The organism is Mycobacterium scrofulaceum (assembly GCF_001667885.1).
Classification (GTDB): Bacteria; Actinomycetota; Actinomycetes; order Mycobacteriales; family Mycobacteriaceae; genus Mycobacterium; species Mycobacterium scrofulaceum_C.
Genome location: NZ_LZJW01000058.1, coordinates 1 through 20,452 on the forward strand (window position 1 = coordinate 1; position 20,452 = coordinate 20,452).

General features: G+C 67.0%; 20 protein-coding genes and 1 pseudogene. 15 read left to right on the plus strand and 6 right to left on the minus strand.

Annotated elements, in window-relative coordinates:
- Positions 1 to 354, minus strand: a 354-nt coding sequence (locus A5681_RS07810; protein WP_156737892.1) for a DUF1707 SHOCT-like domain-containing protein, incomplete at its 3' end; no start/stop codon positions are given.
- Between the two features lie 121 nt (positions 355 to 475).
- Here A5681_RS07810 and A5681_RS07815 point away from each other — a divergent pair.
- The 12 genes from A5681_RS07815 to A5681_RS07870 all read left to right on the plus strand — a co-directional run bounded on the left by A5681_RS07815 (position 476) and on the right by A5681_RS07870 (position 13,540).
- On the plus strand, positions 476 to 901 hold the full coding sequence (locus A5681_RS07815; protein WP_067271917.1) for a DUF5318 family protein: 426 nt from the start codon (positions 476 to 478) through the stop codon (positions 899 to 901).
- Positions 894 to 3,464, plus strand: a complete 2,571-nt coding sequence (locus A5681_RS07820) for a transglycosylase domain-containing protein (RefSeq protein ID WP_156737893.1) — start codon at positions 894 to 896, stop codon at positions 3,462 to 3,464. The genes A5681_RS07815 and A5681_RS07820 overlap by 8 nt, the downstream gene beginning before the upstream one ends.
- Entirely contained in the window at positions 3,461 to 5,110 is a 1,650-nt protein-coding gene (locus A5681_RS07825) for a glycosyltransferase family 87 protein (RefSeq protein ID WP_067271709.1), read from the plus strand. The genes A5681_RS07820 and A5681_RS07825 overlap by 4 nt, the downstream gene beginning before the upstream one ends.
- 52 nt (positions 5,111 to 5,162) lie before the next feature.
- Complete coding sequence (locus tag A5681_RS07830) at positions 5,163 to 5,804, plus strand: DJ-1/PfpI family protein (protein WP_067271711.1); 642 nt, start codon at positions 5,163 to 5,165, stop codon at positions 5,802 to 5,804.
- 144 nt (positions 5,805 to 5,948) lie between these two features.
- Positions 5,949 to 6,239 carry a 30S ribosomal protein S6 gene (rpsF, locus tag A5681_RS07835; RefSeq protein ID WP_067271713.1) on the plus strand — a complete coding sequence of 97 codons (291 nt, stop codon included), beginning with the start codon at positions 5,949 to 5,951 and terminating at the stop codon, positions 6,237 to 6,239.
- 113 nt (positions 6,240 to 6,352) lie between these two features.
- A complete protein-coding gene (locus A5681_RS07840; RefSeq protein ID WP_067271716.1) occupies positions 6,353 to 6,868 on the plus strand; it encodes a single-stranded DNA-binding protein in 516 nt (171 codons plus the stop codon).
- 37 nt (positions 6,869 to 6,905) lie between these two features.
- Positions 6,906 to 7,160: a 30S ribosomal protein S18 gene (gene rpsR / locus A5681_RS07845; protein ID WP_046182476.1), complete on the plus strand. Its 255-nt coding sequence runs from the start codon at positions 6,906 to 6,908 to the stop codon at positions 7,158 to 7,160.
- A gap of 33 nt (positions 7,161 to 7,193) precedes the next feature.
- Positions 7,194 to 7,652, plus strand: coding sequence for a 50S ribosomal protein L9 (gene rplI / locus A5681_RS07850; protein ID WP_067271719.1), 459 nt, complete (start codon positions 7,194 to 7,196; stop codon positions 7,650 to 7,652).
- A 529-nt stretch (positions 7,653 to 8,181) separates the two neighbouring features.
- Positions 8,182 to 10,809, plus strand: a complete 2,628-nt coding sequence (dnaB, locus tag A5681_RS07855; protein ID WP_067271722.1) for a replicative DNA helicase — start codon at positions 8,182 to 8,184, stop codon at positions 10,807 to 10,809.
- 364 nt (positions 10,810 to 11,173) lie between these two features.
- A complete protein-coding gene (locus A5681_RS07860; protein ID WP_067271725.1) occupies positions 11,174 to 11,977 on the plus strand; it encodes an SDR family oxidoreductase in 804 nt (267 codons plus the stop codon).
- A 102-nt stretch (positions 11,978 to 12,079) separates the two neighbouring features.
- Positions 12,080 to 12,973: a helix-turn-helix domain-containing protein gene (locus tag A5681_RS07865; protein WP_067271728.1), complete on the plus strand. Its 894-nt coding sequence runs from the start codon at positions 12,080 to 12,082 to the stop codon at positions 12,971 to 12,973.
- 72 nt (positions 12,974 to 13,045) lie between these two features.
- A complete protein-coding gene (locus tag A5681_RS07870; protein ID WP_067271730.1) occupies positions 13,046 to 13,540 on the plus strand; it encodes a MarR family winged helix-turn-helix transcriptional regulator in 495 nt (164 codons plus the stop codon).
- 92 nt (positions 13,541 to 13,632) lie between these two features.
- On the opposite strand, the pseudogene A5681_RS26390 reads toward A5681_RS07870, so the two are convergent.
- The 3 genes and pseudogenes from A5681_RS26390 to A5681_RS07880 all read right to left on the minus strand — a co-directional run.
- Positions 13,633 to 13,815, minus strand: a pseudogene (locus tag A5681_RS26390) (aldo/keto reductase); the annotation flags it as partial.
- 41 nt (positions 13,816 to 13,856) lie between these two features.
- The gene (locus A5681_RS07875) at positions 13,857 to 14,801 is read right to left on the minus strand and encodes an NADP-dependent oxidoreductase (RefSeq protein ID WP_067271920.1); all 945 of its coding nucleotides are present in this window, start codon (positions 14,799 to 14,801) and stop codon (positions 13,857 to 13,859) included.
- A 175-nt stretch (positions 14,802 to 14,976) separates the two neighbouring features.
- The gene (locus tag A5681_RS07880; protein WP_067271732.1) at positions 14,977 to 16,008 is read right to left on the minus strand and encodes a fused (3R)-hydroxyacyl-ACP dehydratase subunits HadA/HadB; all 1,032 of its coding nucleotides are present in this window, start codon (positions 16,006 to 16,008) and stop codon (positions 14,977 to 14,979) included.
- Positions 16,009 to 16,123: 115 nt separating this feature from the next.
- On the opposite strand from A5681_RS07880, the gene A5681_RS07885 reads away from it, so the two are divergent.
- From A5681_RS07885 to A5681_RS07895, 3 genes are all read left to right on the plus strand, one after another.
- Complete coding sequence (locus A5681_RS07885; protein WP_067271735.1) at positions 16,124 to 16,450, plus strand: DUF1330 domain-containing protein; 327 nt, start codon at positions 16,124 to 16,126, stop codon at positions 16,448 to 16,450.
- A 167-nt stretch (positions 16,451 to 16,617) separates the two neighbouring features.
- Entirely contained in the window at positions 16,618 to 17,610 is a 993-nt protein-coding gene (locus A5681_RS07890; RefSeq protein ID WP_067271922.1) for a glycoside hydrolase family 6 protein, read from the plus strand.
- Positions 17,611 to 17,724: 114 nt separating this feature from the next.
- Positions 17,725 to 18,579: a transglutaminase-like domain-containing protein gene (locus A5681_RS07895; protein WP_067271738.1), complete on the plus strand. Its 855-nt coding sequence runs from the start codon at positions 17,725 to 17,727 to the stop codon at positions 18,577 to 18,579.
- 15 nt (positions 18,580 to 18,594) lie between these two features.
- Here the strand turns inward: A5681_RS07895 and A5681_RS07900 are convergent, their stop codons facing one another.
- Together A5681_RS07900 and A5681_RS07905 are read right to left on the minus strand one after the other, a co-directional pair.
- Positions 18,595 to 19,422, minus strand: coding sequence for a mycofactocin-coupled SDR family oxidoreductase (locus A5681_RS07900; protein ID WP_067271741.1), 828 nt, complete (start codon positions 19,420 to 19,422; stop codon positions 18,595 to 18,597).
- 148 nt (positions 19,423 to 19,570) lie between these two features.
- Entirely contained in the window at positions 19,571 to 20,422 is an 852-nt protein-coding gene (locus tag A5681_RS07905; RefSeq protein WP_067271744.1) for a LysR family transcriptional regulator, read from the minus strand.
- Between the last annotated feature and the right edge of the window lie 30 nt (positions 20,423 to 20,452).

Genomic DNA, 20,452 nt, shown 5'->3' on the forward strand with positions numbered 1-20,452 from the left:
CTCGGTGTTGCCGTACATGCCCCACCCGATGCCGATGCCCAGCAGCACCGACACGACGAATGCGGCGGCGAGCACCCCCCAGCCCCCGAGCCTCGGCGGCACCGGCCGGCTCTTGGCGGCGGTCGTCGGCAGGGCACTGCTGTCGGTCTGCAGGTCGCTTACCAGATCCTGCAGGTCGCCGAGCGTGACGGCCTTGGTGGCCGCGCTCACCCGTTCCCGATGCTCCTCCATGGAAAGCTCGCCGTCGTTGAGGGCGTTGTCGAGGATCTTGCAGGCGTCCTGCCGGTTGACGTCTTTGGCGCGGGTGCTCGCCGCCGCGCCACCGCCGAGCGATGTCCCGAGCCATTTCGCCACGGGGATGATCGTAGAGTCCCGCCGCGGTTGGGCAGGGAAAGGACCGAACGATCACCCGGCTCCGGGCGCCACAGTTTTGGTTGCGTATCGGCCGTCCGGATGGAGACGTACTCTGGTGGGCGTGCGACTGCAGCGACAAGTGGTGGACTACGCGCTCCGGCGGCGAGCCCTGCTGGCCGAGGTGTACTCGGGCCGCACCGGCGTGTCCGAGGTGTGTGACGCGAACCCTTATCTGCTGCGCGCCGCCAAGTTTCACGGGAAACCGAGCCAGGTCATGTGCCCGATCTGCCGCAAGGAACAGCTGACGCTGGTGTCATGGGTGTTCGGCGAACACCTGGGCGCGGTGTCCGGATCGGCCCGCACGGCCGAAGAGTTGGTCCTGCTGGCGACTCGTTTCGAGGAGTTCGCCGTCCACGTGGTGGAGGTGTGCCGAACCTGCAGTTGGAATCATCTGGTCAAGTCGTACGTGCTCGGCGCGGCGCGCCCACCGAAGGGCACCCGCACCACGCGGACGGCGCGAAACGGCGCGCGCACGGCCATTGAATAACGACGGACGCCACGACCAGTCGTCCAACAACGCGGATGGGCCGGCGACTGAACGCGTGGGCAAACACGGAAGCGGCGAGCGCCCGCGTAACGCGCCGTCGGCGCCCGGTCAACGGCGCGGGGTTCCCCCGGACGACCGGATGACCACGATCCTGCCGCCGGTCGTCGACGACCGGTCACCCCGGCGCCCCGATCCCAGCATCGAGGAAGTTAAAGCCGCGCTGGAAGGTCCCCCGTCCACGCCGTTGCAGCGGGATGCGCTCGAGGAAGTCAAGGCCGCATTGGACAGCCGGACGCCGCCGCGGCGCCACCGGTCGAGCGCGGGAGGTCCACCGGAGGGACCACCGCCGCCGCCGGGACCGCGACGGCCCGGCGGCCCCGACGGCTTCGGCCGCCGGCCGCGAGGCGACGTCCACTGGACGCAACAGATCAATTGGCTGTGGGTGCGGCGAGCGGCCTACCTGTCGGCGGCGGTGCTGGTGCTGCTGCCGATCGTCACGTTCACGATGGCGTATTTCATCGTCGACATTCCCAAGCCGGGCGACCTGCGCACGAACCAGGTGTCCACCATCCTGGCCAGCGACGGATCCGAGATCGCCAAAATCATCCCGCCCGAAGGCAATCGGGTCGATGTGAACATCAGCCAGGTGCCGGTGCACGTGCGGCAGGCGGTGATCGCCGCCGAGGACCGCAATTTCTATTCGAACCCCGGTTTCGACTTCACCGGCTTCGCGCGGGCGGTGAACAACAACCTGTTCGGCAACGGCGACCTGCAGGGCGGGTCGACGATCACTCAGCAATACGTGAAGAACGCGCTGGTGGGTTCGGCTCAGCACGGCCTCAGCGGTCTGATGCGCAAGGCCAAGGAACTCGTGATCGCCACCAAGATGTCGGGGGAGTGGTCGAAAGACGATGTGCTGCAGGCCTACCTGAACATCATCTACTTCGGCCGCGGCGCCTACGGCATCTCCGCCGCCGCCAAGGCCTACTTCAACAAGCCCGTCGAGCAGCTGACCGTCTCGGAGGGCGCACTGCTGGCCGCGCTGATTCGCCGGCCCTCGTCGCTGGACCCGGCCGTCGACCCGCAGGGTGCCCGGGCCCGATGGAACTGGGTCCTCGACGGCATGGTGGAGACCAAGGCGCTGTCGCCCAGTGACCGCGCCGCGCAGGAGTTTCCGCAGACGGTACCGCCGGACCAGGCGCGCGCGGAGAACCAGACGACGGGGCCCAACGGCCTGATCGAGCGTCAGGTCACCAAAGAGTTGATGGAACTGTTCAACATCGACGAGCGGACCCTGAATACCCAGGGGTTGCAGGTCACCACCACTATCGACCCGAAAGCCCAGCAGGCCGCGGAGAAGGCGGTGTCGAAATACCTTGACGGACAAGACCCGGACATGCGGTCAGCCGTGGTGTCGATCGACCCGCACGACGGGGCGATACGCGCCTATTACGGCGGTACGGACGCCCAGGGTTTTGACTTCGCGCAGGCTGGGCTGCAAACCGGCTCGTCGTTCAAGGTATTCGCGCTTGTCGCCGCGCTTGAGCAGGGGATCGGGCTGGGCTACCAGGTCGACAGCTCGCCGCTGACGGTCGACGGCATCAAGATCACCAACGTCGACGGTGAGGGCTGCGGCACGTGCAACATCGCCCAGGCCCTCAAGCAATCGCTGAACACCTCCTACTACCGGCTGATGCTCAAGCTCAAGGGCGGGCCGCAGGCCGTCGCCGACGCCGCGCACCAGGCGGGCATCGCCACCAGCTTCCCGGGTGTGGAGCACACCCTGTCCGAGGACGGCAAGGGCGGACCACCCAACAACGGGGTTGTGCTGGGGCAGTACCAGACTCGGGTGATCGACATGGCCTCCGCGTACGCCACGCTGGCGGCCTCGGGTCTCTACCACCGGCCGCACTTCGTCCAGAAGGTGGTCAGCTCCGACGGGCAGGTTCTCTTCGACGCGAGCAAGTCGGACAACAACGGCGAGCAGCGGATTCCGAAGGCCGTCGCCGACAACGTCACCGCCGCCATGGAGCCGATCGCCAGTTACTCGCGAGGGCACGCCCTGGCCGGCGGCCGTCCGTCGGCGGCCAAGACGGGCACCACGCAGCTCGGCGACACGACCGCCGACAAGGACGCCTGGATGGTCGGCTACACGCCGTCTCTATCGACGGCCGTGTGGGTCGGCACCGCGAAAGGCGACGTGCCCCTCGTAACAGCTTCGGGCGCACCGGTTTACGGCTCGGGGCTACCGTCGGACATTTGGAAGTCCACGATGGACGGCGCGTTGAAGGGCACGTCGAACGAGTCGTTCCCCAAGCCGACCGAGATCGGTGGTTACGCGGGCGTCCCGGCACCGCCGCCTCCGCCGCCGGCGCCGTCGGTGACCGTCATACAACCCACTATTGAGGTAGCGCCGGGCATCACGATCCCGGTCGGCCCGCCCACCACGATCACCAACGCGCCGCCAGGCCCGGGCGGGGGCGGCCCAGGCGGCCCAGGCGGACCCGAGCCGGGCGTCCCGCCGGGCGGCCCGCAAGCTCCCGCGCCGCAACCGCCGCCGTGACCGACGCCGAGCAGCGCAGCGCCACCATTTCTCCGGCGCGGTTGGCCGGCGATCTGCGCAGCGTCGACAACCGCGATTGCCCCAGCCGCACCGACTCGTTGGGCGCCGCGCTGGCGGAGGTCGTCGGGGGGCCGGTGGGCGGGCACGCGCTGATCGGCCGGACGCGGGTGATGACGCCGCTGCGAGTGATGTTCTTGATCGGGCTGGTGTTTCTGGCGCTCGGCTGGTCGACGAAGGCGGCTTGCCTGCAGAGCACCGGAACCGGGACCGGCGATCAGCGGGTGGCCAACTGGGAGAACCAACGCGCGTACTACGAGCTCTGTTACTCCGATACGGTGCCGCTCTACGGGGCGGAGCTGTTGAGTCAGGGCAAGTTTCCGTACAAGTCGAGCTGGATTGAGACCGACGGCAGCGGCACCCCGCAGACCCGCTACGACGGCCGCCCCGCGGTGCGCTACATGGAGTATCCCGTGCTGACCGGGATGTACCAGTACGTGTCCATGGCACTGGCCAAGACCTACACCGCGTTGAGCAAGCTCGCCCCGCTCCCGGTGGTCGCCGAGGTGGTGATGTTCTTCAACTTCGCGGCGTTCGGGCTGGCGCTGGCGTGGTTGGCCACCGTTTGGGCGACCGCGGGCCTGGCGGGGCGCCGAATATGGGATGCGGCCCTCGTCGCCGCGTCGCCGTTGCTGATTTTTCAGATCTTCACCAATTTCGACGCGCTGGCAACGGGATTGGCCATGGCCGGGGTGCTGGCGTGGGCCCGGCGTAAACCGGTGCTGGCCGGCGTGCTGATCGGATTGGGCGCCGCGGCCAAGCTGTATCCGCTTTTGTTCCTCGGCCCGATGGTGGCCCTGGCGATCCGGACGGGACGCTTCCGCGCGGTGACGCGCACCGCGGGCATGGCGGCGCTGACGTGGTTGTTGGTGAATCTGCCGATCATGGTGCTGTTTCCCCGAGGGTGGTCGGAATTCTTCCGGCTCAACACCCGGCGCGGGGACGACATGGATTCGCTGTACAACGTCGTCAAGACATTTACCGGCTGGCACGGATTCGACCCCAAGCTCGGGTTCTGGGAGCCGCCCACCGTGCTGAATGCCGTGGTCACGGTGCTGTTCGTAATCGGTTGCGCCGCAATCGCATACGTGGTGCTGACCGCCCCCCAGCGGCCCCGGCTGGCGCAGCTGCTGTTCCTGGTGGTGGCGGTGTTCCTGTTGACCAATAAGGTGTGGAGCCCCCAGTTCTCGCTGTGGCTGGTGCCGCTGGCGGTGCTGGCCTTGCCGCATCGCCGGATCCTGCTGGCGTGGATGACCATCGACGCGGTGGTGTGGGTACCGCGGATGTACTACCTGTATGGCAATCCGAACCGCTCGCTGCCCGAGCAGTTCTTCACCACGACAGTGCTGTTGCGCGACATCGCCGTCGTCGTGCTGTGCGCTTTGGTGATTCGCCAGATCTACCGGCCCGACGAAGACCTGGTGCGCTGGGGCGGCCGGGTGGACGACCCGTCTGGCGGCCCCTTCGACCGCGCCCCCGACGCCCCGCCCGGATGGCTGCCGGGCTGGCTGCGGCCGGCCGGCCTGCGGCGCGCGCCGGCGCCCGACCCCGACGCCGAATCGGCGGTGCCGGCCGGGGTGGCGCCATGACGCGCGCCGACGACGATGATGCCGGCGTAGGCGGGATAGGAGGAGTGGCGCCATGACTCTCGTCGCCGTCCCGTTGTTCCCCCGGGTGACCGCGCTCGACGCGGTGGGGCCCTACGAGGTGTTGCAACGCGTTCCGTCGGTCGAGGTGGTGTTCATCGGTCACCGCCGGGGCGAGGTGCGGACCGAGAACGGGATGCTCGGCCTGTGCTGCGACGCGCGATTCGACGAGGTCACCTCGCCGGATGTGGTGCTGGTTCCCGGCGGGATCGGCACCCGGCGGCTGATTCACGACGAGACCATCCGGACCTGGCTGCAAGCGGTACATCCGACCACGACGTTCACCACCTCGGTGTGCACCGGTGCGCTGCTGTTGGCGGCGGCGGGCCTGCTCGACGGGCTCACCGCCACGACGCACTGGCGGGCCAGCGACCTGCTCAACGAGCTGGGCGCCGAATACGTACCGGACCGCGTCGTCGAGCACCTCCCACAGCGGATCATCACCGCCGCCGGGGTGTCCAGCGGCATCGACATGGCCCTGCGGCTGGTCGAGCTGCTGGTCGATCGGCGGGCCGCGCAGGCCGCGCAGCTGCTTATCGAATACGACCCCCAGCCGCCGTTCGACACGGGTTCCCTCGCCAAGGCCGATCAGGCGACGATCACGCGGGCCACCGAATACCTGGATGCCCGGCAGTAGGCGGATTGCTCTGGCGCCCGGATCGGCCGGGATTTTGGAGGCCACCCCGCCCATCCGGTAGCCTGGTGCGGTTGCCGACGCAGGCGACCCTCCTGCCACGGAACGACCGTGGCCGTACAGACCAGAGGAGGTGGTGAGGTTTCCATGCGTCCATACGAAATCATGGTCATTCTTGACCCCACGCTCGACGAGCGCACTGTAGCTCCGTCCCTGGAGACGTTCCTGAACGTCGTCCGCAAAGACGGCGGAACCGTAGAGAAGGTCGACATCTGGGGCCGGCGCCGGCTGGCCTACGAGATCGCCAAGCACGCCGAAGGCATCTATGTCGTGGTTGACCTGAAGGCGGAGCCGGCGACGGTCTCCGAGCTCGACCGCCAGCTGAGCCTCAACGAGTCGGTATTGCGCACCAAGGTGATGCGCATCGACAAGCACTAACACCTGTGGCTGAGTCGCGGGCCCACCGTCGGTGGACTTGCGTAGGCTCAGCGAGGATACGTGCCATCCACCGTCTCAAGATGCGAGCAGCAGGGCGGACCTAGGAGGAAATTGTGGCTGGTGACACCACCATCACCGTCGTCGGAAACCTGACCGCCGACCCCGAACTGCGGTTCACCCCGTCCGGTGCCGCCGTCGCGAATTTCACCGTGGCGTCGACACCGCGGATCTACGACCGCCAGAGCGGGGAATGGAAAGACGGCGAGGCCCTCTTCCTGCGCTGCAACATCTGGCGGGAAGCCGCCGAGAACGTAGCCGAGAGCCTCACCCGGGGCGCACGCGTCATCGTGACGGGGCGGCTCAAGCAGCGGTCCTTCGAGACGCGCGAAGGCGAGAAGCGCACCGTCGTCGAGGTGGAGGTCGACGAGATCGGGCCCTCGCTGCGCTACGCGACCGCCAAGGTGAACAAGGCCAGCCGCAGCGGCGGCGGCGGTGGCGGCTTCGGCGGCGGAGGCGGGTCCCGGCAGGGGTCGGCGCCACCGGCGAGCAGCGCACCGGCCGACGACCCATGGGGCAGCGCCCCGGCGTCCGGGTCCTTCGGCGGCGGCGACGACGAACCGCCGTTCTAAAGAACTTCAACAGTAAGAAACGGAAAGAAAGACAGTCATGGCGAAGTCCAGCAAGCGACGTCCGGCTCCGGAAAAGCCGGTCAAGACGCGGAAGTGTGTCTTCTGCGCCAAGAAGGGCCAATCGATCGATTACAAGGACACCGCGTTGTTGCGCACCTACATCAGTGAGCGCGGCAAGATCCGGGCGCGTCGGGTCACCGGCAACTGCGTGCAGCACCAGCGTGACATCGCGATCGCGGTGAAGAATGCCCGCGAGGTGGCTTTGCTGCCCTTCACCTCCTCGGCGCGATAACCGCCGAAGCTCGAGCGAAAGTTACGAACAACGATGAAGCTGATATTGACGGCTGACGTCGACCACCTCGGTACGGTCGGCGACACGGTCGAGGTCAAGGACGGCTACGGCCGCAACTTCCTGCTCCCGCGCGGCCTGGCGATCCTCGCGTCCCGCGGCGCGCAGAAGCAGGCCGACGAGATCCGTCGGTCCCGCGAAAGCAAGGCGGTGCGCGACCTCGGGCACGCCAACGAACTCAAGACGGCGATCGAGGCCCTGGGCCCCGTTCAGCTGCCGGTGCGCACCGCGGCCGATTCCGGAAAGCTGTTCGGCTCGGTGACGTCGGGGGATGTCGTCGCGGCCATCAAGAAGGCCGGCGGCCCCAACCTGGACAAGCGAATCGTTCGCCTGCCCAAGTCGCACATCAAGGCAGTCGGCACCCATCCGGTTTCCGTGCATCTGCACCCCGAGGTCGACGTCGAGGTCGCTCTCGAGGTTGTCGCAGAGAGCTAACTCGGCAACCTTTGCCCTCACCCGGCGGCGGCCAGCTTCGGCCGCCGCCGGGCTCAGTTGTGCAGCCGACACAGTCCGCGGCAATACGGGCCGTCGTCGCGGACGCGCGCCCTAGCGAACTATTGCTGCGGTGTACGCCGGGGGTCCTCTTTACCCTGCCGTAACGCTGCGAAAATGTGGCTGAAAGCCAACACGCCCGGAGCAGTAACCTGCGACGACACGCCGTAGAGATTCTTGTCCACACGAAATTCGTCGCGTTACATGGCCCTTAACAGCAGCGATGTCGTAGCCCCTTGAATCCATACACAGGTTCTCCACACCCCACTCAACACAGGTGTCGACGGATATGCACACACGATGCACAGGTTCATGAACAGCCGCACTTTCACCTACTAGCCAGCAACGTCTAACGTCGTCCCGGCGCGAGGCGTGCGAGTGCTGTGCAACGAAAGTGTCGGCCCATTGACTTACGCTGAAGAAACCGGTTTTCGAATGTACGTTCGGTCGCGTGGCAGGGGAGGAGGGATCCATGGCGGTCGTCGATGACGTGTCGGCGGGCATGGATTCATCGGCGCCCAGCGAGGACTTCGGCCGCCAGCCACCGCAGGATCTTGCCGCGGAGCAGGCGGTGCTCGGCGGCATGCTGCTCAGCAAGGACGCCATCGCCGATGTGCTGGAACGCCTGCGGCCCGGCGACTTCTACCGCCCCGCGCATCAGAACGTCTACGACGCGATCTTGGACCTCTATGGCCGCGGTGAGCCGGCCGACGCCGTGACGGTGGCCGCGGAGCTGGACCGCCGCGGGATGCTGCGCCGAATCGGCGGCGCCCCCTATCTCCACACCCTGATCTCGACCGTGCCCACCGCCGCCAACGCGGGCTACTACGCGACCATCGTCGCCGAGAAGGCGCTGCTGCGCCGCCTGGTGGAGGCGGGGACGCGGGTCGTGCAGTACGGCTACGCCGGGGCCGAGGGCGCCGACGTGGCCGAGGTGGTGGATCGCGCGCAGGCGGAGATCTACGAGGTTGCCGACCGGCGGACGACGGAGGATTTCGTCCCGCTGGAGGATCTGCTGCAGCCGACGATGGACGAGATCGACGCCATCGCCTCCAACGGCGGCGTGGCGCGCGGGGTGCCGACCGGATTCACCGAACTCGACGAGGTGACCAACGGTCTGCACGCCGGCCAGATGATCATCGTGGCGGCCAGGCCTGGCGTGGGCAAGGCACTCGCCTTGGACACGCCGTTGCCCACACCGACCGGCTGGACGACGATGCGCGATGTCGCGGTCGGTGACGAGCTGCTCGGCGCCGACGGACTGCCAACCCGGGTGGTGGCCGCCACCGAGGTGATGCTGGGCCGGCCCTGTTACGAGGTGGAGTTCTCCGACGGGACGGTCATCGTCGCCGACGCGGAGCATCAGTGGCTGACCGAAACGCGGGCATCCCGGAAGTCGGCGCAAGCCGCGGCAGTGGGCTACAACCGGTATAAGAATCAGCGCACCTTCGCGGCGGTGCGAACGACGGCGGAGATCGCCGACACCGTGCGCTGCAACACGCTGGACCGGCGGCTGAACCACAGCGTGGTCAACGCGCGCGCACTCGACCTGCCGGACCGGGAATTGTTGGTTCCCGCATACACTCTCGGGGCCTGGCTCGGCGACGGAACCAGCGCCGCGGCCCAGATCACCACGGCCGATCCCGAGCTCATTATGCGGATCGAAGCCGACGGCTTCGTCGCGGTCCCATCGAGCTCCGCTAAGTACCGTTACCAACTGCGCCTGCCCGCTGATGCCGAGCCGGCTCCTCGGCAGTGCGTGGTATGCGGCAACGATTTCACCCCCCACACCAGCCAGGTGCGGACTTGCGGACGCTCATGCGGTGGCCGCGCACGGTTTATCTCCACTCCGGTGCCGGCTCCCACGTGCGTGCGCTGCGGCGGGCCGTCCTGCGGGTTGCGGTTGTGCCAGGGCTGCCACAACGGCGTGGGGACGTTGCAGGCGCGGCTGCGGACGCTCGGAGTGCTCGGGAACAAGCACATTCCGATGGACTACCTGCGGGCATCCGAGGCCCAGCGGCGCGCGCTGCTTGCCGGCCTACTCGATACCGATGGGACCGTGACAGGTGGCGGGGCCGTTCAGTTTGCTGTGACCAACCAGCGGCTCGCGTGCGATGTCGCGGAGCTGATCGTGAGCCTTGGCTATCGTTGCCAGACTTCGACCAAGCGAGTGCGGGGCCGCAGCGAATCGTCCAGCATCGCTTACACGCTGACGTTCTCCACCGACGACGCGGTGTTCGCGCTACCGCGAAAGGCTATGCTGCACAAGGAGCGCCGGGCCGCGACCGGAACCGCCCGCACCGGATCACGCTTCATCGTGGATGTCCGCCCGATCGACAGTGTTCCCGTGCGGTGCGTCGAAGTGGACAACGACAGCCACATGTACTTGGCGAGCAACGCCATGGTTCCCACCCATAACTCGACGCTTGGATTGGATTTTTTGCGGTCCTGCTCGATCAAGCACCGGCTGGCCAGTGTCATCTTCTCGCTGGAAATGAGCAAGTCCGAGATCGTCATGCGGCTGCTCTCGGCGGAGGCGAAGATCAAACTCGCCGACATGCGTTCCGGGCGCATGAGCGACGACGACTGGACGCGGTTGGCGCGCCGGATGAGCGAAATCAGTGAGGCGCCACTGTATATCGACGACTCGCCGAACCTCACCATGATGGAGATCCGCGCCAAGGCGCGCCGGCTGAAGCAGAAGGCCGACCTGCGGCTGGTGGTCGTCGACTATCTGCAGCTGATGTCGTCGGGAAAGAAGGTTGAGTCACGGCAACTCGAGGTGTCCGAATTCTCGCGCCAACTCAAGCTGTTGGCCAAGGAGCTCGAGGTTCCCGTGGTCGCGATCAGCCAGCTGAACCGTGGCCCCGAGCAGCGCACCGACAAGAAACCGATGCTGTCCGACCTTCGTGAGTCGGGATCGCTGGAGCAGGACGCCGACATGGTGATCCTGCTGAACCGCCCCGACGCGTTCGAGCGGGACGACCCGCGCGGTGGAGAGGCGGATTTCATTCTGGCCAAGCACCGTAACGGCCCGACCAAGACGGTCACCGTCGCGCACCAGCTGCACTTGTCGCGGTTCGCCAACATGGCGCGGTGACGCGCCGCGGCCGTGAGACCAGATCTGACTCGCCGCGAGCTGAAGTGATTCAAGCCGGGCTCGGCTACACCGGCAAGCCGAGTTAGCAGAGACACGTCGGCGACGTCGGCTCAGGCGCGTGTTGGCGTTGAAGCGCTCGGTCGAGCGCCTCTACCGGCGTCTCGGCAGGAGCCGACAGCCCATGCGAAAACATTCACGGACCGCCGGCGGCGTGGGGGCAATTGCGTGTCGCTCGGCGTGCAAAGTGGCCCGGGCAGTACCTGTACCACCAAGGTCTTCCGGCTGCCAGGAACGGCGGCCTAACCTGCTGTGACCGGTTCGGCACGGAACGTCGAGCCGCACAACGGAACGGGGAAGGCTGCGCATGCCCGATAACCAATTCAGCACGCATACAGAGCTTTTCGACCTGACCGGGAAGTACGCGCTCGTCACCGGTGGCACCAGTGGGATCGGAAGAATGATAGCCCGCGGCCTTCTCCAAGCAGGAGCCCGCGTGATCATCAGCTCACGCAAGGCAGACGCTTGCGCGGAGGCACAGCTTCAGCTGTCCCAGTTCGGCGAGGTGCAGGCGATACCCGCCGACCTGTCCAGACACGACGAGTGTCAGCGTCTCGCCGACTTGGTCACCGTCGGCTCCGGCCGCCTTGACATCCTCATCAACAATGCGGGAGCGATCTGGCGTGGGCCGCTGGCGACATTCCCCGACGAGGCGTGGGACACCGTCATCGACCTCAACCTCAAATCGCCGTTCTGGCTGGTGCAGGCGCTGCTCCCCGCGCTTCGCAGGGCCGGCACCGCCGACGACCCCGCGCGGATCATCAACATCGGCAGCATCGCTGCCATCCACGTCGCGCAGTCGCCCAACTACTCGTACGCCAGCAGCAAAGCAGCACTGCATCAGCTCACCAGAGTGCTCGCCAGGGAACTGGGCCCGCAGCACGTGACGGTGAATGCGGTAGCGCCAGGAGTGTTCCCCTCTCAGATGATGGCGACCACACTCGATGCGATGGGCGACGCGATCGCGGCGTCGGCCCCTTTGCGGCGGCTCGGCCGCGGCGACGACATGGCAGGTGTTGCCGTCTTCCTCGCCAGCAGAGCCGGGGCGTATCTGACGGGCGCTATCGTCCCGGTCGATGGTGGCGTAGCCACAACCGCGTCGGGCACTTAGGCGTGCACGCGCGAACCGTAGACAGCGGAGCAACGGGTAACACAGTCATCGGGGTACCAGCAGGACCTCCCCTCGTGTGCGGGACAGCCCTACGGTGAGGAGATGGCCACGACGGATTTGCGCACCGAGATCCGGGAGTTTCTCAGCTCACGTCGCGCCCGGATCGCACCCGAACAGACGACCCTGCCCGCTTACGGCGGCAACCGCCGGGTCAATGGTCTGCGGCGGGAGGAGGTAGCTCTGCTGGCGGGGATATCGGTCGATTACTACGTGCGGATCGAGCGCGGCGGCCTCGCGGGTGCCTCCCGCGGCGTGCTCGATGCGGTGGCCTCCGCCTTGCAACTCGACGAGGCGGAGCGTCTTCACCTGTTTCATCTCGCACGGCAATCTGGGAATCCCGGCGGCACGCGCCGTCGTAAGGCCGACGTCACGGTGCGCCCGGCGCTACAACAGGTGCTTGACGCGATCACCGATGCACCAGCATGGATCCGCAATGGCCGCTTCGACGTGCTCGCCATGAATCAACTTGCCCGCGCGCTGTATTCACCGGTGCTGGCCAGTCCGCGACGTCCCGCGAACATCGCGAGGTTCGTGTACCTCGACCCCGAGAGGGCAAGAGCTCTCTTCGTCGATTACGACCAGATCGTTCGTGACGTCGCCGCGAAGCTACGCATGGAAGCCGGCCGAAATCCGCACGACGACGAGTTGATCGCGCTAGTCGGCGAATTATCAACGTGCAGTGAGGTATTCCGGCAGCGGTGGGCATCTCATGACGTGCGGGTGCTGCGGTCCGGACGCAAGCGTGTGCACCACCCCATCGTCGGCCGGCTCGACCTGGACTACGAGTCCATGGAACTGGCCGCCGAACCCGATCTGCACCTCAACGTCTACACCGCCGCCGCGGGCACGCCGGCCGCTGACGGTCTAGCCGTCCTGGCGTCGTGGGCGGCCAGTCAAAAGACCCTCGCGACTGAGGTTCTCGCGACCAACGAATAGTCGATCTCGTGGTGCGCGTGTTAACCCGCGGCGCACCGGGTCGCTTTGATATCGAAGCACTATCGTGGGGGCGTGGCCGACACCCTGAACCCGACCCAACTGCGGGCGTACTTCGCGTTGATGGAGGCGGTCAGCCTGCTGCAGTACGCGGTGCGCCAGCAATTGCATGACGACGGCGCCCTGAGCTACGTGCAGTTCGAGATCCTGGCCAAGCTGGCCGACAGCGATCAACGGCTCACCATGACCGACCTCGCCGATGGCGTGGTCTACAGCCGTTCGGGGTTGACCCATCAGGCCGGCCTGCTCGAACGCCAAGGCCTCATCCGACGCACGGCATCCACGGACGATCAACGCGCCACCGTCGTCGAGATCACCGAACAGGGGCGCGCCCGGGTGGCCGCGGTGCTGCCCGGTCACATCCAGGTCGTGCAAGATCTGCTGTTCGATTCGCTGTCCGAGGATGACGTGCGCACGCTTGGGGACATGATGAGCAAGGCCCGCGACCACATGCGCGCCCGGCCTCCGCGGTCGGCCGCCCCGCGCAAGCGCCGCGCCGGCGCCGCCTGACATGACCGATCATGCGGCAGGGTGCGGGCGCGCGATTCGCGGCGGGGTCGCCCAGTCCGGTGAACTGAACGACCGGCCGTCGCCCGGTGCGCTCATCCCATGCGGTCCAGTTCTGCCAGCGCATCGGCGGGCAGCTCCAGGTCGCCCGCCGCCAGATTCTCTTGCAGGTGAGCGACTTTCGAGGTTCCGGGGATGACCACGATATTGGGTGAGCGGTGCAGTAGCCAGGCGATGGCCACGGCCTTGGCCGAGGCGCCCAGCCGTTCGGCGACCGCGTCGAGGGTGCCGGACGGGTGAAAGTGGTTGTGGCGCTGGGCTACTGCTCAGAGGGGACGAGCAGCGTTTTGCCGTGCAGGCGGCCGTTGTCGGCGTCGTCATGGATCGCCGCGGCGTGGCTGAGTGGTCGGCGGTCGGCGATCTCGATGCGCAGCCGGCCATCGTCGACGCGTTCGACCAGCCCGGCCAATTGCGCGGCGTCGCTGCGGACGAACACCCGCTGGGAGCGGACACCGCGGGGCGGGTCCTGCGGGCCGAAGACCATGGTGCCGACGTGGAAGCCGCCGTCGGCGACCACACCGATCAGCGCTTCGGTCTGCTCGTCGGTGGTGGAGACCAGGTTGAGCACCACGTCGAACGGGGCGCCGTGCACCTCGATCGGGGACCGGTCGTAGTCGATGTAGTCGACGATCCGATCGGCGCCCAGGTCGCGCAGTCGCTGCGCGTCGCGGTCCCTAGCGGTGGCGGTCACCTCGGCGCCGGCCTGCTTGGCCAGCTGGATGGCGTAGCCGCCGACCGCGCCGGAGGCGCCGTTGATGAGCACCGACTGCCCCGCGGTGAGCCCCGCGATCTCGAACAGGGCCTGCCAGGCCGTCAGTGCCGGCTCAGGCAAGGCGGCGGCGTCGGCCAGCGGCACCGAAGTCGGGGCGGCGGCCAGCGACTCGGCCGGCACCAGGGCATATTCAGCGGCAGCGCCGTCGGCGTCCAGCGGCAGGAACGCCACGACGGCATCACCGACGTTCCAGCCCTTTACGCCCTCGCCGAGTTCCGCGATGGTGCCGGCGACGTCGACTCCGGGGATGTGGGGGAAAGCGACCTGGTAGATCTCGGCGAGGTAGCCGCCGCGAATGCCGGCGTCGACCGGGTTGAACGAGGTGGCGGCGACCCTGACCAGCACCTGCTGGGGGCCCGGCACGGGGAGCGGAGCGTCCTCGTAGCGCAGCACGTCGCTGGCGCCGTATTCGTGGTACCGAACTGCCTTCATGATGTCCTCCTCCATCGATTGCTTCGATCTCGAAGCAGCTACGGCGCATACAACTCGCTTCGGTGTCGAAGCAATTCCGTAGCCCGATGTGACGGCGGTCATAGGAGACAGATGGCGCCAGAGCATCGGTGCGCCCCGAAGGCGCTGGTCGCCGTCTACCGACGCGAAGCGACCGTCAGCGGAAGCGGATGTTCAACGTCGCCAGGCCGAAGATTTTCCGGCCACCGGACTTGGCGCCGACGATGACCACACCGGTGCGGGTCCCCGGGTCCAACGACTTGATCCGGCCGCTGTACTCGATGTCTGCACCGCCCGCGGCCGACACGACGGCGGGCTGCGACAAGCGCACCGCGTAGCGGGTGACCGCACCGGGGTCGCCCGACCACGCGGAGGCGAACGCGGCGCCCAACCCCATGGTGAGCATGCCGTGGGCGATCACATCGGGCTGGCCCGCCAGCCTGGCGACGTTCTCGTCCCAGTGCAGCGGGTTGGCGTCGCCGGCCACGCCGGCATAGTTCACCAGGTCGCCGCGCGACAGCCGGGCGTGGTGCACCGGCAGCTCGTCGCCGACGTGGAGGTCATCGAAGGAGGGGGTGCCCGGGACGCGTTGCGTGCCACCCTGGGCTATCCGCACGTCGTCCTCGGGACGCGTGGTCTTGCGGTAGGCCGCTTCGGAGGTGTCGATTCCGGCGAGATTCACGTCGTGCATGACCACGTTCTCCGCGGCAGCCAGCATCGCTGGATCGACGTCGTCCGCGGTGACTCCGACGACGGTGGTGTGCATGGTGTGCACGCGTTCGCCGGCCGAGTCCGTGAAGGTGTTGGTCACGGTGATCAGATCCCTGCCGGCGATCCGTCGCACCGATGACAGCTCGACGTCAGTGTGCAGTTCGTCGCCGGCCACGATCGGCCGGTGCTGCTCGAAGACTTCTTCGGTTTGCAGGTACATGTCGTAACCGACGACCACCGATTCGAACAGGTGGCGGTTGGCGACCATGCCGGGGATCGACGTGAAGGTCAGCGGCGCCACGAGGCCCGAATATCCGAGCTTGGCCGCGGCCGCGACATCCCAGTGCGCGGGGTGATAGTCCTGCACCGCGCGGGCGTATTCGCGCACCTTCTCAGCGGAGACCCGATAGGGCTCGTCGAGTCGGTAGTAGTGGCCGACGCGTGACTCGAGCGTTGACTTTTCCGTTGCTGCGGTCATGAATTGCTCAACTTTTCTATCGACCGGTTCGCGGCGGCCGACCAAGGCACACTAACGCGCCGACACTCCGCCGCCGGGCACCGGCGCAGTGTCTGGCCACGTAACGTCTGCGCCCATGACTGTTTATGCCCTGAACCTCTTCGATATCGCCGACGCCGACGAGTACCGCGCATACTCACGCCGGTCGCCCGCCGAGGTGGCGAAGCACGGCGGTCGCGTCGTCGCGCTGGGAAGTTTCCAGCATGCCGTCATCGGCGACATCGAGCCGCGCCAGGTGCTGATCCTGGTGGAGTGGGAGTCACGAGAGGCGTTCGACGGCTATTGCAACGACCCGGATATCGCCGATCTGCATCCACATCGTGAGAACGGATCATCCAACTACATTTGGCACCTGTTCGACCGCCTCGACGATCTCAGGCCGATCCTGAAAGCGGCTCATTAGCCGAAGCCGGACCGCATCCAGTGGTCGTCCGCCGAAGGCCATGAGCGCCTCTGTCGCTGGGTCACGATAGTTCCGGGGCGCTGCCATTTCGCGCCACACACCGACACGTCGCCTTCTGGGACAGCGATTCGCGGTCAACGCGCCGAGGCACTACTTTTCCTATCGTGATCTCGTCAGCTGTCAGTTCCCTCGCGCGGTGTGTCGCCCCCTTCTTGTCCGTTGCGGCCATTGCCTGGGTGGGTGTGTCCACTAGCGCGCCACACGACCCGGCCGTGCGCTTGGCCAGCGATGGCAACCCGTTGGCCGGTGCGCCGTTCTACGTCAATCCGAATTCGGCCGCCATGCGCGCCGCGCAGAGTGCCGATCCGCCCAGTGCCGAGTTGACCGCGATCGCCAACACGCCGCAGGCCTACTGGATTGTCCCGGGTTCGTCGGCGGGGACGGTCGGGAAGTACGTCGGCGACGCGAACGCCGCCGGCGCCATCCCGGTGCTGACGATTTACGGCATCCCGCACCGCGACTGCGGCAGCTTCGCCGCGGGCGGCATGGGGTCGGGCGCCGATTACCGCGGTTGGATCGACGGCATCGCCTCCGGTGTGGGCGCATCGCGGGTGGCGATCATCGTCGAGCCCGACGCGCTTGCGATGGCCGACTGCTTGTCGGCGGATCAGCGTCAGGAACGCTACGACCTGGTTCGGTACGCAGTCGACACGCTCACCCGAGACCCGGCCGCGGCCGTCTACGTCGACGCGGGGCACTTGCGTTGGCACAGCGCCGAGGACATGGCGGGCAGGCTCAACCAGGCCGGTGTGGGCCACGCCCGTGGTTTCAGCGTCAACACGGCGAACTTCTTCACCACCGAGGACGAAATCGGTTATGGGGAAGCCATTTCGGGGCTGACGAACGGTTCGCACTACGTCGTCGACACGTCCCGCAACGGGGCCGGGCCGGCGCCCGACTCCGGACTCAACTGGTGCAACCCGGGCGGCCGAGCGCTGGGCACCCCGCCGACCACGGCGACCGCCGGAGCGCACGCCGACGCCTACCTGTGGATCAAACGACCCGGTGAATCCGACGGGACATGCGGCAAGGGCGATCCGCCGGCGGGCACCTTCGTCAGCCAGTACGCCATCGACCTGGCCCAGAGAGCGGGCCACTAGCCGAGGCATGCTGCCGGCGAGCGCCAGAGGCACTGGTGCTGTAGAAAGTGCGTACACGAAAGCCCTGCCAAGAAGTGAGCGGGATTCGACTGGCTTCGACGAGAGGGCGCAGTTATGCCCGCATGGAGACATCGCAGCGCGACAACCGAGAGCAACACGACCGGCGCCGGCCGCAGCGTCGGTGTAGAAATCGAAGTCGAGGTCACCGAACCGGCGGTGCTGGATTTCCAGGTCGCGGTCAGCCGACAGCCAGGCATCGATGTCAGCGAATCCCTGACGATCAAGCGAAACGGCAAGGCGGTCGAACCGCGCGAGATCATCGGTCCGCATCAGTCGCGCATTCATGTCGTGGCGGCCGACAAAGGAACGGTCAGCCTGTCGTACTCGGCGACGGTCAGCGGTCAGGCGGACCCCGCACCGGTGAACGACATCGACGCAATCACGTATCTGCGTCCGAGCAGATACGCCGAAGCCGACAAGTTCTTCGGTTTCGCCGCAACCGAATTCGAGCAGTACGCCACGTCGGCCACGTTGCTGGAGAAGGTCTCGTCGTGGGTGGGCACCCGGCTCAACTATGTCCCGGGATCCAGCGATCCGATCGACGGGGCCACCGACACATTGCTCGCGGGTGCGGGCGTGTGCCGCGACTACGCCCACCTGGTCATCGCGCTGTTGCGTGCGGTGAACGTTCCGGCCCGATTGGCGGCGGTGTACGCACCTGGATGCCAGCCGATGGATTTCCACGCCGTCGCTGAGGCGTTGATAGACGGTGTCTGGCGAGTCGTCGATGCCACGTGCCTGGCCCCCCGGCAGTCGATGCTCCGCATCGCCACGGGCCGGGACGCGGCCGACACCGCGTTCCTCGACAACCATGGGGGCGCCATCACCATGCAGAACATGACGGTCACGGCGGTCGTCGACGGGGAGCTGCCCAAGGACTCGGTGGAGCAGCTCGTCAGCCTGCGGTGAGACGCTGGGCCGCGCTCAGATCTTGAGATAGCCCTTGTCAGCCGGAATTTGGGCGGCGGTGACCAATGACGACGCATCGCCGGCAAGCCACACCACGATGTCGGAGATCGTGTCCGGCGGTGCCAGGGAATCGGTGGGGAGCGCCCCGGGCGAGAAGCTGTGGATGTAATGCGGATGGTCTTGGAAGGTTTGGTACATCGACAGGTCGTTGCCCATCGGGGTGTCGGTGCCGTACGGATGCACGGAGTTCACGCGGATGCCGAACTCGCCGAGCTCGACGGCCAACGAGTTGGTGAGCCCGACGACACCGAATTTACTTGCGCAGTAATGCCCACAGCCCGGGACGGCTTTGATTCCGGCCGCGGAGCTGATGTTGATGATCGACCCGCCGTTTCCGGCGGCGATCATCGCGGGCACCACAGCTTTCATGGTGTTCCACAGTCCGGTGAGGTTGATATCGATTGTCTCCTGCCACTGCTGGGGCGAAATCTCCCATATGCGGCCCCAATTCAGCACACCGGCGTTGGCGACGACGATGTCGAGCCGGCCGAACTGTTCGATGGCGTTCGCCACCACCCGCTGTTGACCGGCAAGGTCTCGGACGTCGACCTCGTCGGCGAGGATCTTGCGGCCCTCACCCTCCACCAGGTTGACGGTCTCGGCAAGGTCTTCGGGCAGGGCGGGCGGATAGCCGTTGTGTTCGGCGACGGGCGCGCAGGCATCGATAGCGACGATGTCGGCGCCGGCCCTGGCCAGCCGGATGCAATGGGAGCGACCCTGGCCGCGGGCGGCCCCGGTCACGTAGGCGACTTTGCCGGCCAACGGGGCGACAGGATCGGTCATTCCGGTAACTCCTCTGCTTGCGGCGCTGGCTCGGGATGGCCGGCAGTCTGATAGCGAAATCGGTAGTCCGGTATCGGTTTGCGGCCGATGATAGACAGTGGCGTTTCGTCAGTCCGGAAAATAGACGAAAGGCCTCAATCGCAGGCGCTCAGCCCGAGGCGGCCAGCACGTCACGCACCGCGTCGTCGACCGTGGCCAGCAACTCCGGGTCAATGCCGGTGCGCCCACGAACCAGCACCGATGCGTTGTTGGCCGGCGGCAGCCCCTCGGCGGGACACAGCCCGTCGGGCAGTTTGCCGATCAGCGGCAGCAATGCCACCCCGAGGCCGGACCGTACCGCCGCGTACAGGCCGGACAGGTCGCCACACTCGGCGGCGATCTCGTAGGCGATGCCGTGGTTTTCGAGGATCGCGAAGGCCGGTTCGCGCAAGGTGCACGGTTCGGAAAAGACCACCAGCGGCAGGGGCTCGCGAGGGAGGACGGCCAGCGTGCGCGCCGAAATCCATTGCAGCCGTACGAGTCCTGATGCGTTGGCGCGATCCAATCCAGAGCCGTCGAGCATGATGGCCAAGTCGACCAGCCCGCGTTCGATCGAGTCGGCCAGCGACACGTTGCGGTCGAGCCGGAAACGCACCCGCCGGTCGGGAAGCCGCTCGCGCAGGATGCTCGTCAGTCCGGCAAGCATCACGTCAGCACCGTGCTCCGTGGCCCCGACGGTCAGGAGTTTGGGCTCTGTGGCCCCCAGGTCGTCAAGCGCCGTGTCGTGGGCGGCCAAGATCGTCCGGGCATGCCGCAGAGCCTTCAAACCGATTTCGGTGAAGACGATGCCGCGGCCGGAGCGCTGGATCAGCGGCTCGCCGACGACGGCTTCGACTCGGCGCAAGTGCTGGCTGACCGCGGACTGGCTCAGGTGCAGCGCGGCGGCCGCGCGGTGAAACCCGCCACAGTCGGCGACGGCGACGAGGCTGCGCAGCGGTGCGATGTCGAGCACCTGGGCCATAGCGGCACCATAGTCTGATCAGTCATCAGA

Bases quoted from the DNA above. Each gene is read 5' to 3' on its own strand.
- rpsR (WP_046182476.1), top strand. From the start codon at position 6,906: ATGGCGAAGTCCAGCAAGCGACGTCCGGCTCCGGAAAAGCCGGTCAAG.
- A5681_RS07880 (WP_067271732.1), bottom strand. From the start codon at position 16,008: ATGACCGCAGCAACGGAAAAGTCAACGCTCGAGTCACGCGTCGGCCAC.
- A5681_RS07900 (WP_067271741.1), bottom strand. From the start codon at position 19,422: ATGACCGATCCTGTCGCCCCGTTGGCCGGCAAAGTCGCCTACGTGACC.
- A5681_RS07905 (WP_067271744.1), bottom strand. From the start codon at position 20,422: ATGGCCCAGGTGCTCGACATCGCACCGCTGCGCAGCCTCGTCGCCGTC.
- A5681_RS07885 (WP_067271735.1), top strand. From the start codon at position 16,124: ATGACTGTTTATGCCCTGAACCTCTTCGATATCGCCGACGCCGACGAG.
- dnaB (WP_067271722.1), top strand. From the start codon at position 8,182: ATGGCGGTCGTCGATGACGTGTCGGCGGGCATGGATTCATCGGCGCCC.
- A5681_RS07895 (WP_067271738.1), top strand. From the start codon at position 17,725: ATGCCCGCATGGAGACATCGCAGCGCGACAACCGAGAGCAACACGACC.
- A5681_RS07865 (WP_067271728.1), top strand. From the start codon at position 12,080: ATGGCCACGACGGATTTGCGCACCGAGATCCGGGAGTTTCTCAGCTCA.
- A5681_RS07860 (WP_067271725.1), top strand. From the start codon at position 11,174: ATGCCCGATAACCAATTCAGCACGCATACAGAGCTTTTCGACCTGACC.
- A5681_RS07875 (WP_067271920.1), bottom strand. From the start codon at position 14,801: ATGAAGGCAGTTCGGTACCACGAATACGGCGCCAGCGACGTGCTGCGC.
- rplI (WP_067271719.1), top strand. From the start codon at position 7,194: ATGAAGCTGATATTGACGGCTGACGTCGACCACCTCGGTACGGTCGGC.
- rpsF (WP_067271713.1), top strand. From the start codon at position 5,949: ATGCGTCCATACGAAATCATGGTCATTCTTGACCCCACGCTCGACGAG.
- A5681_RS07830 (WP_067271711.1), top strand. From the start codon at position 5,163: ATGACTCTCGTCGCCGTCCCGTTGTTCCCCCGGGTGACCGCGCTCGAC.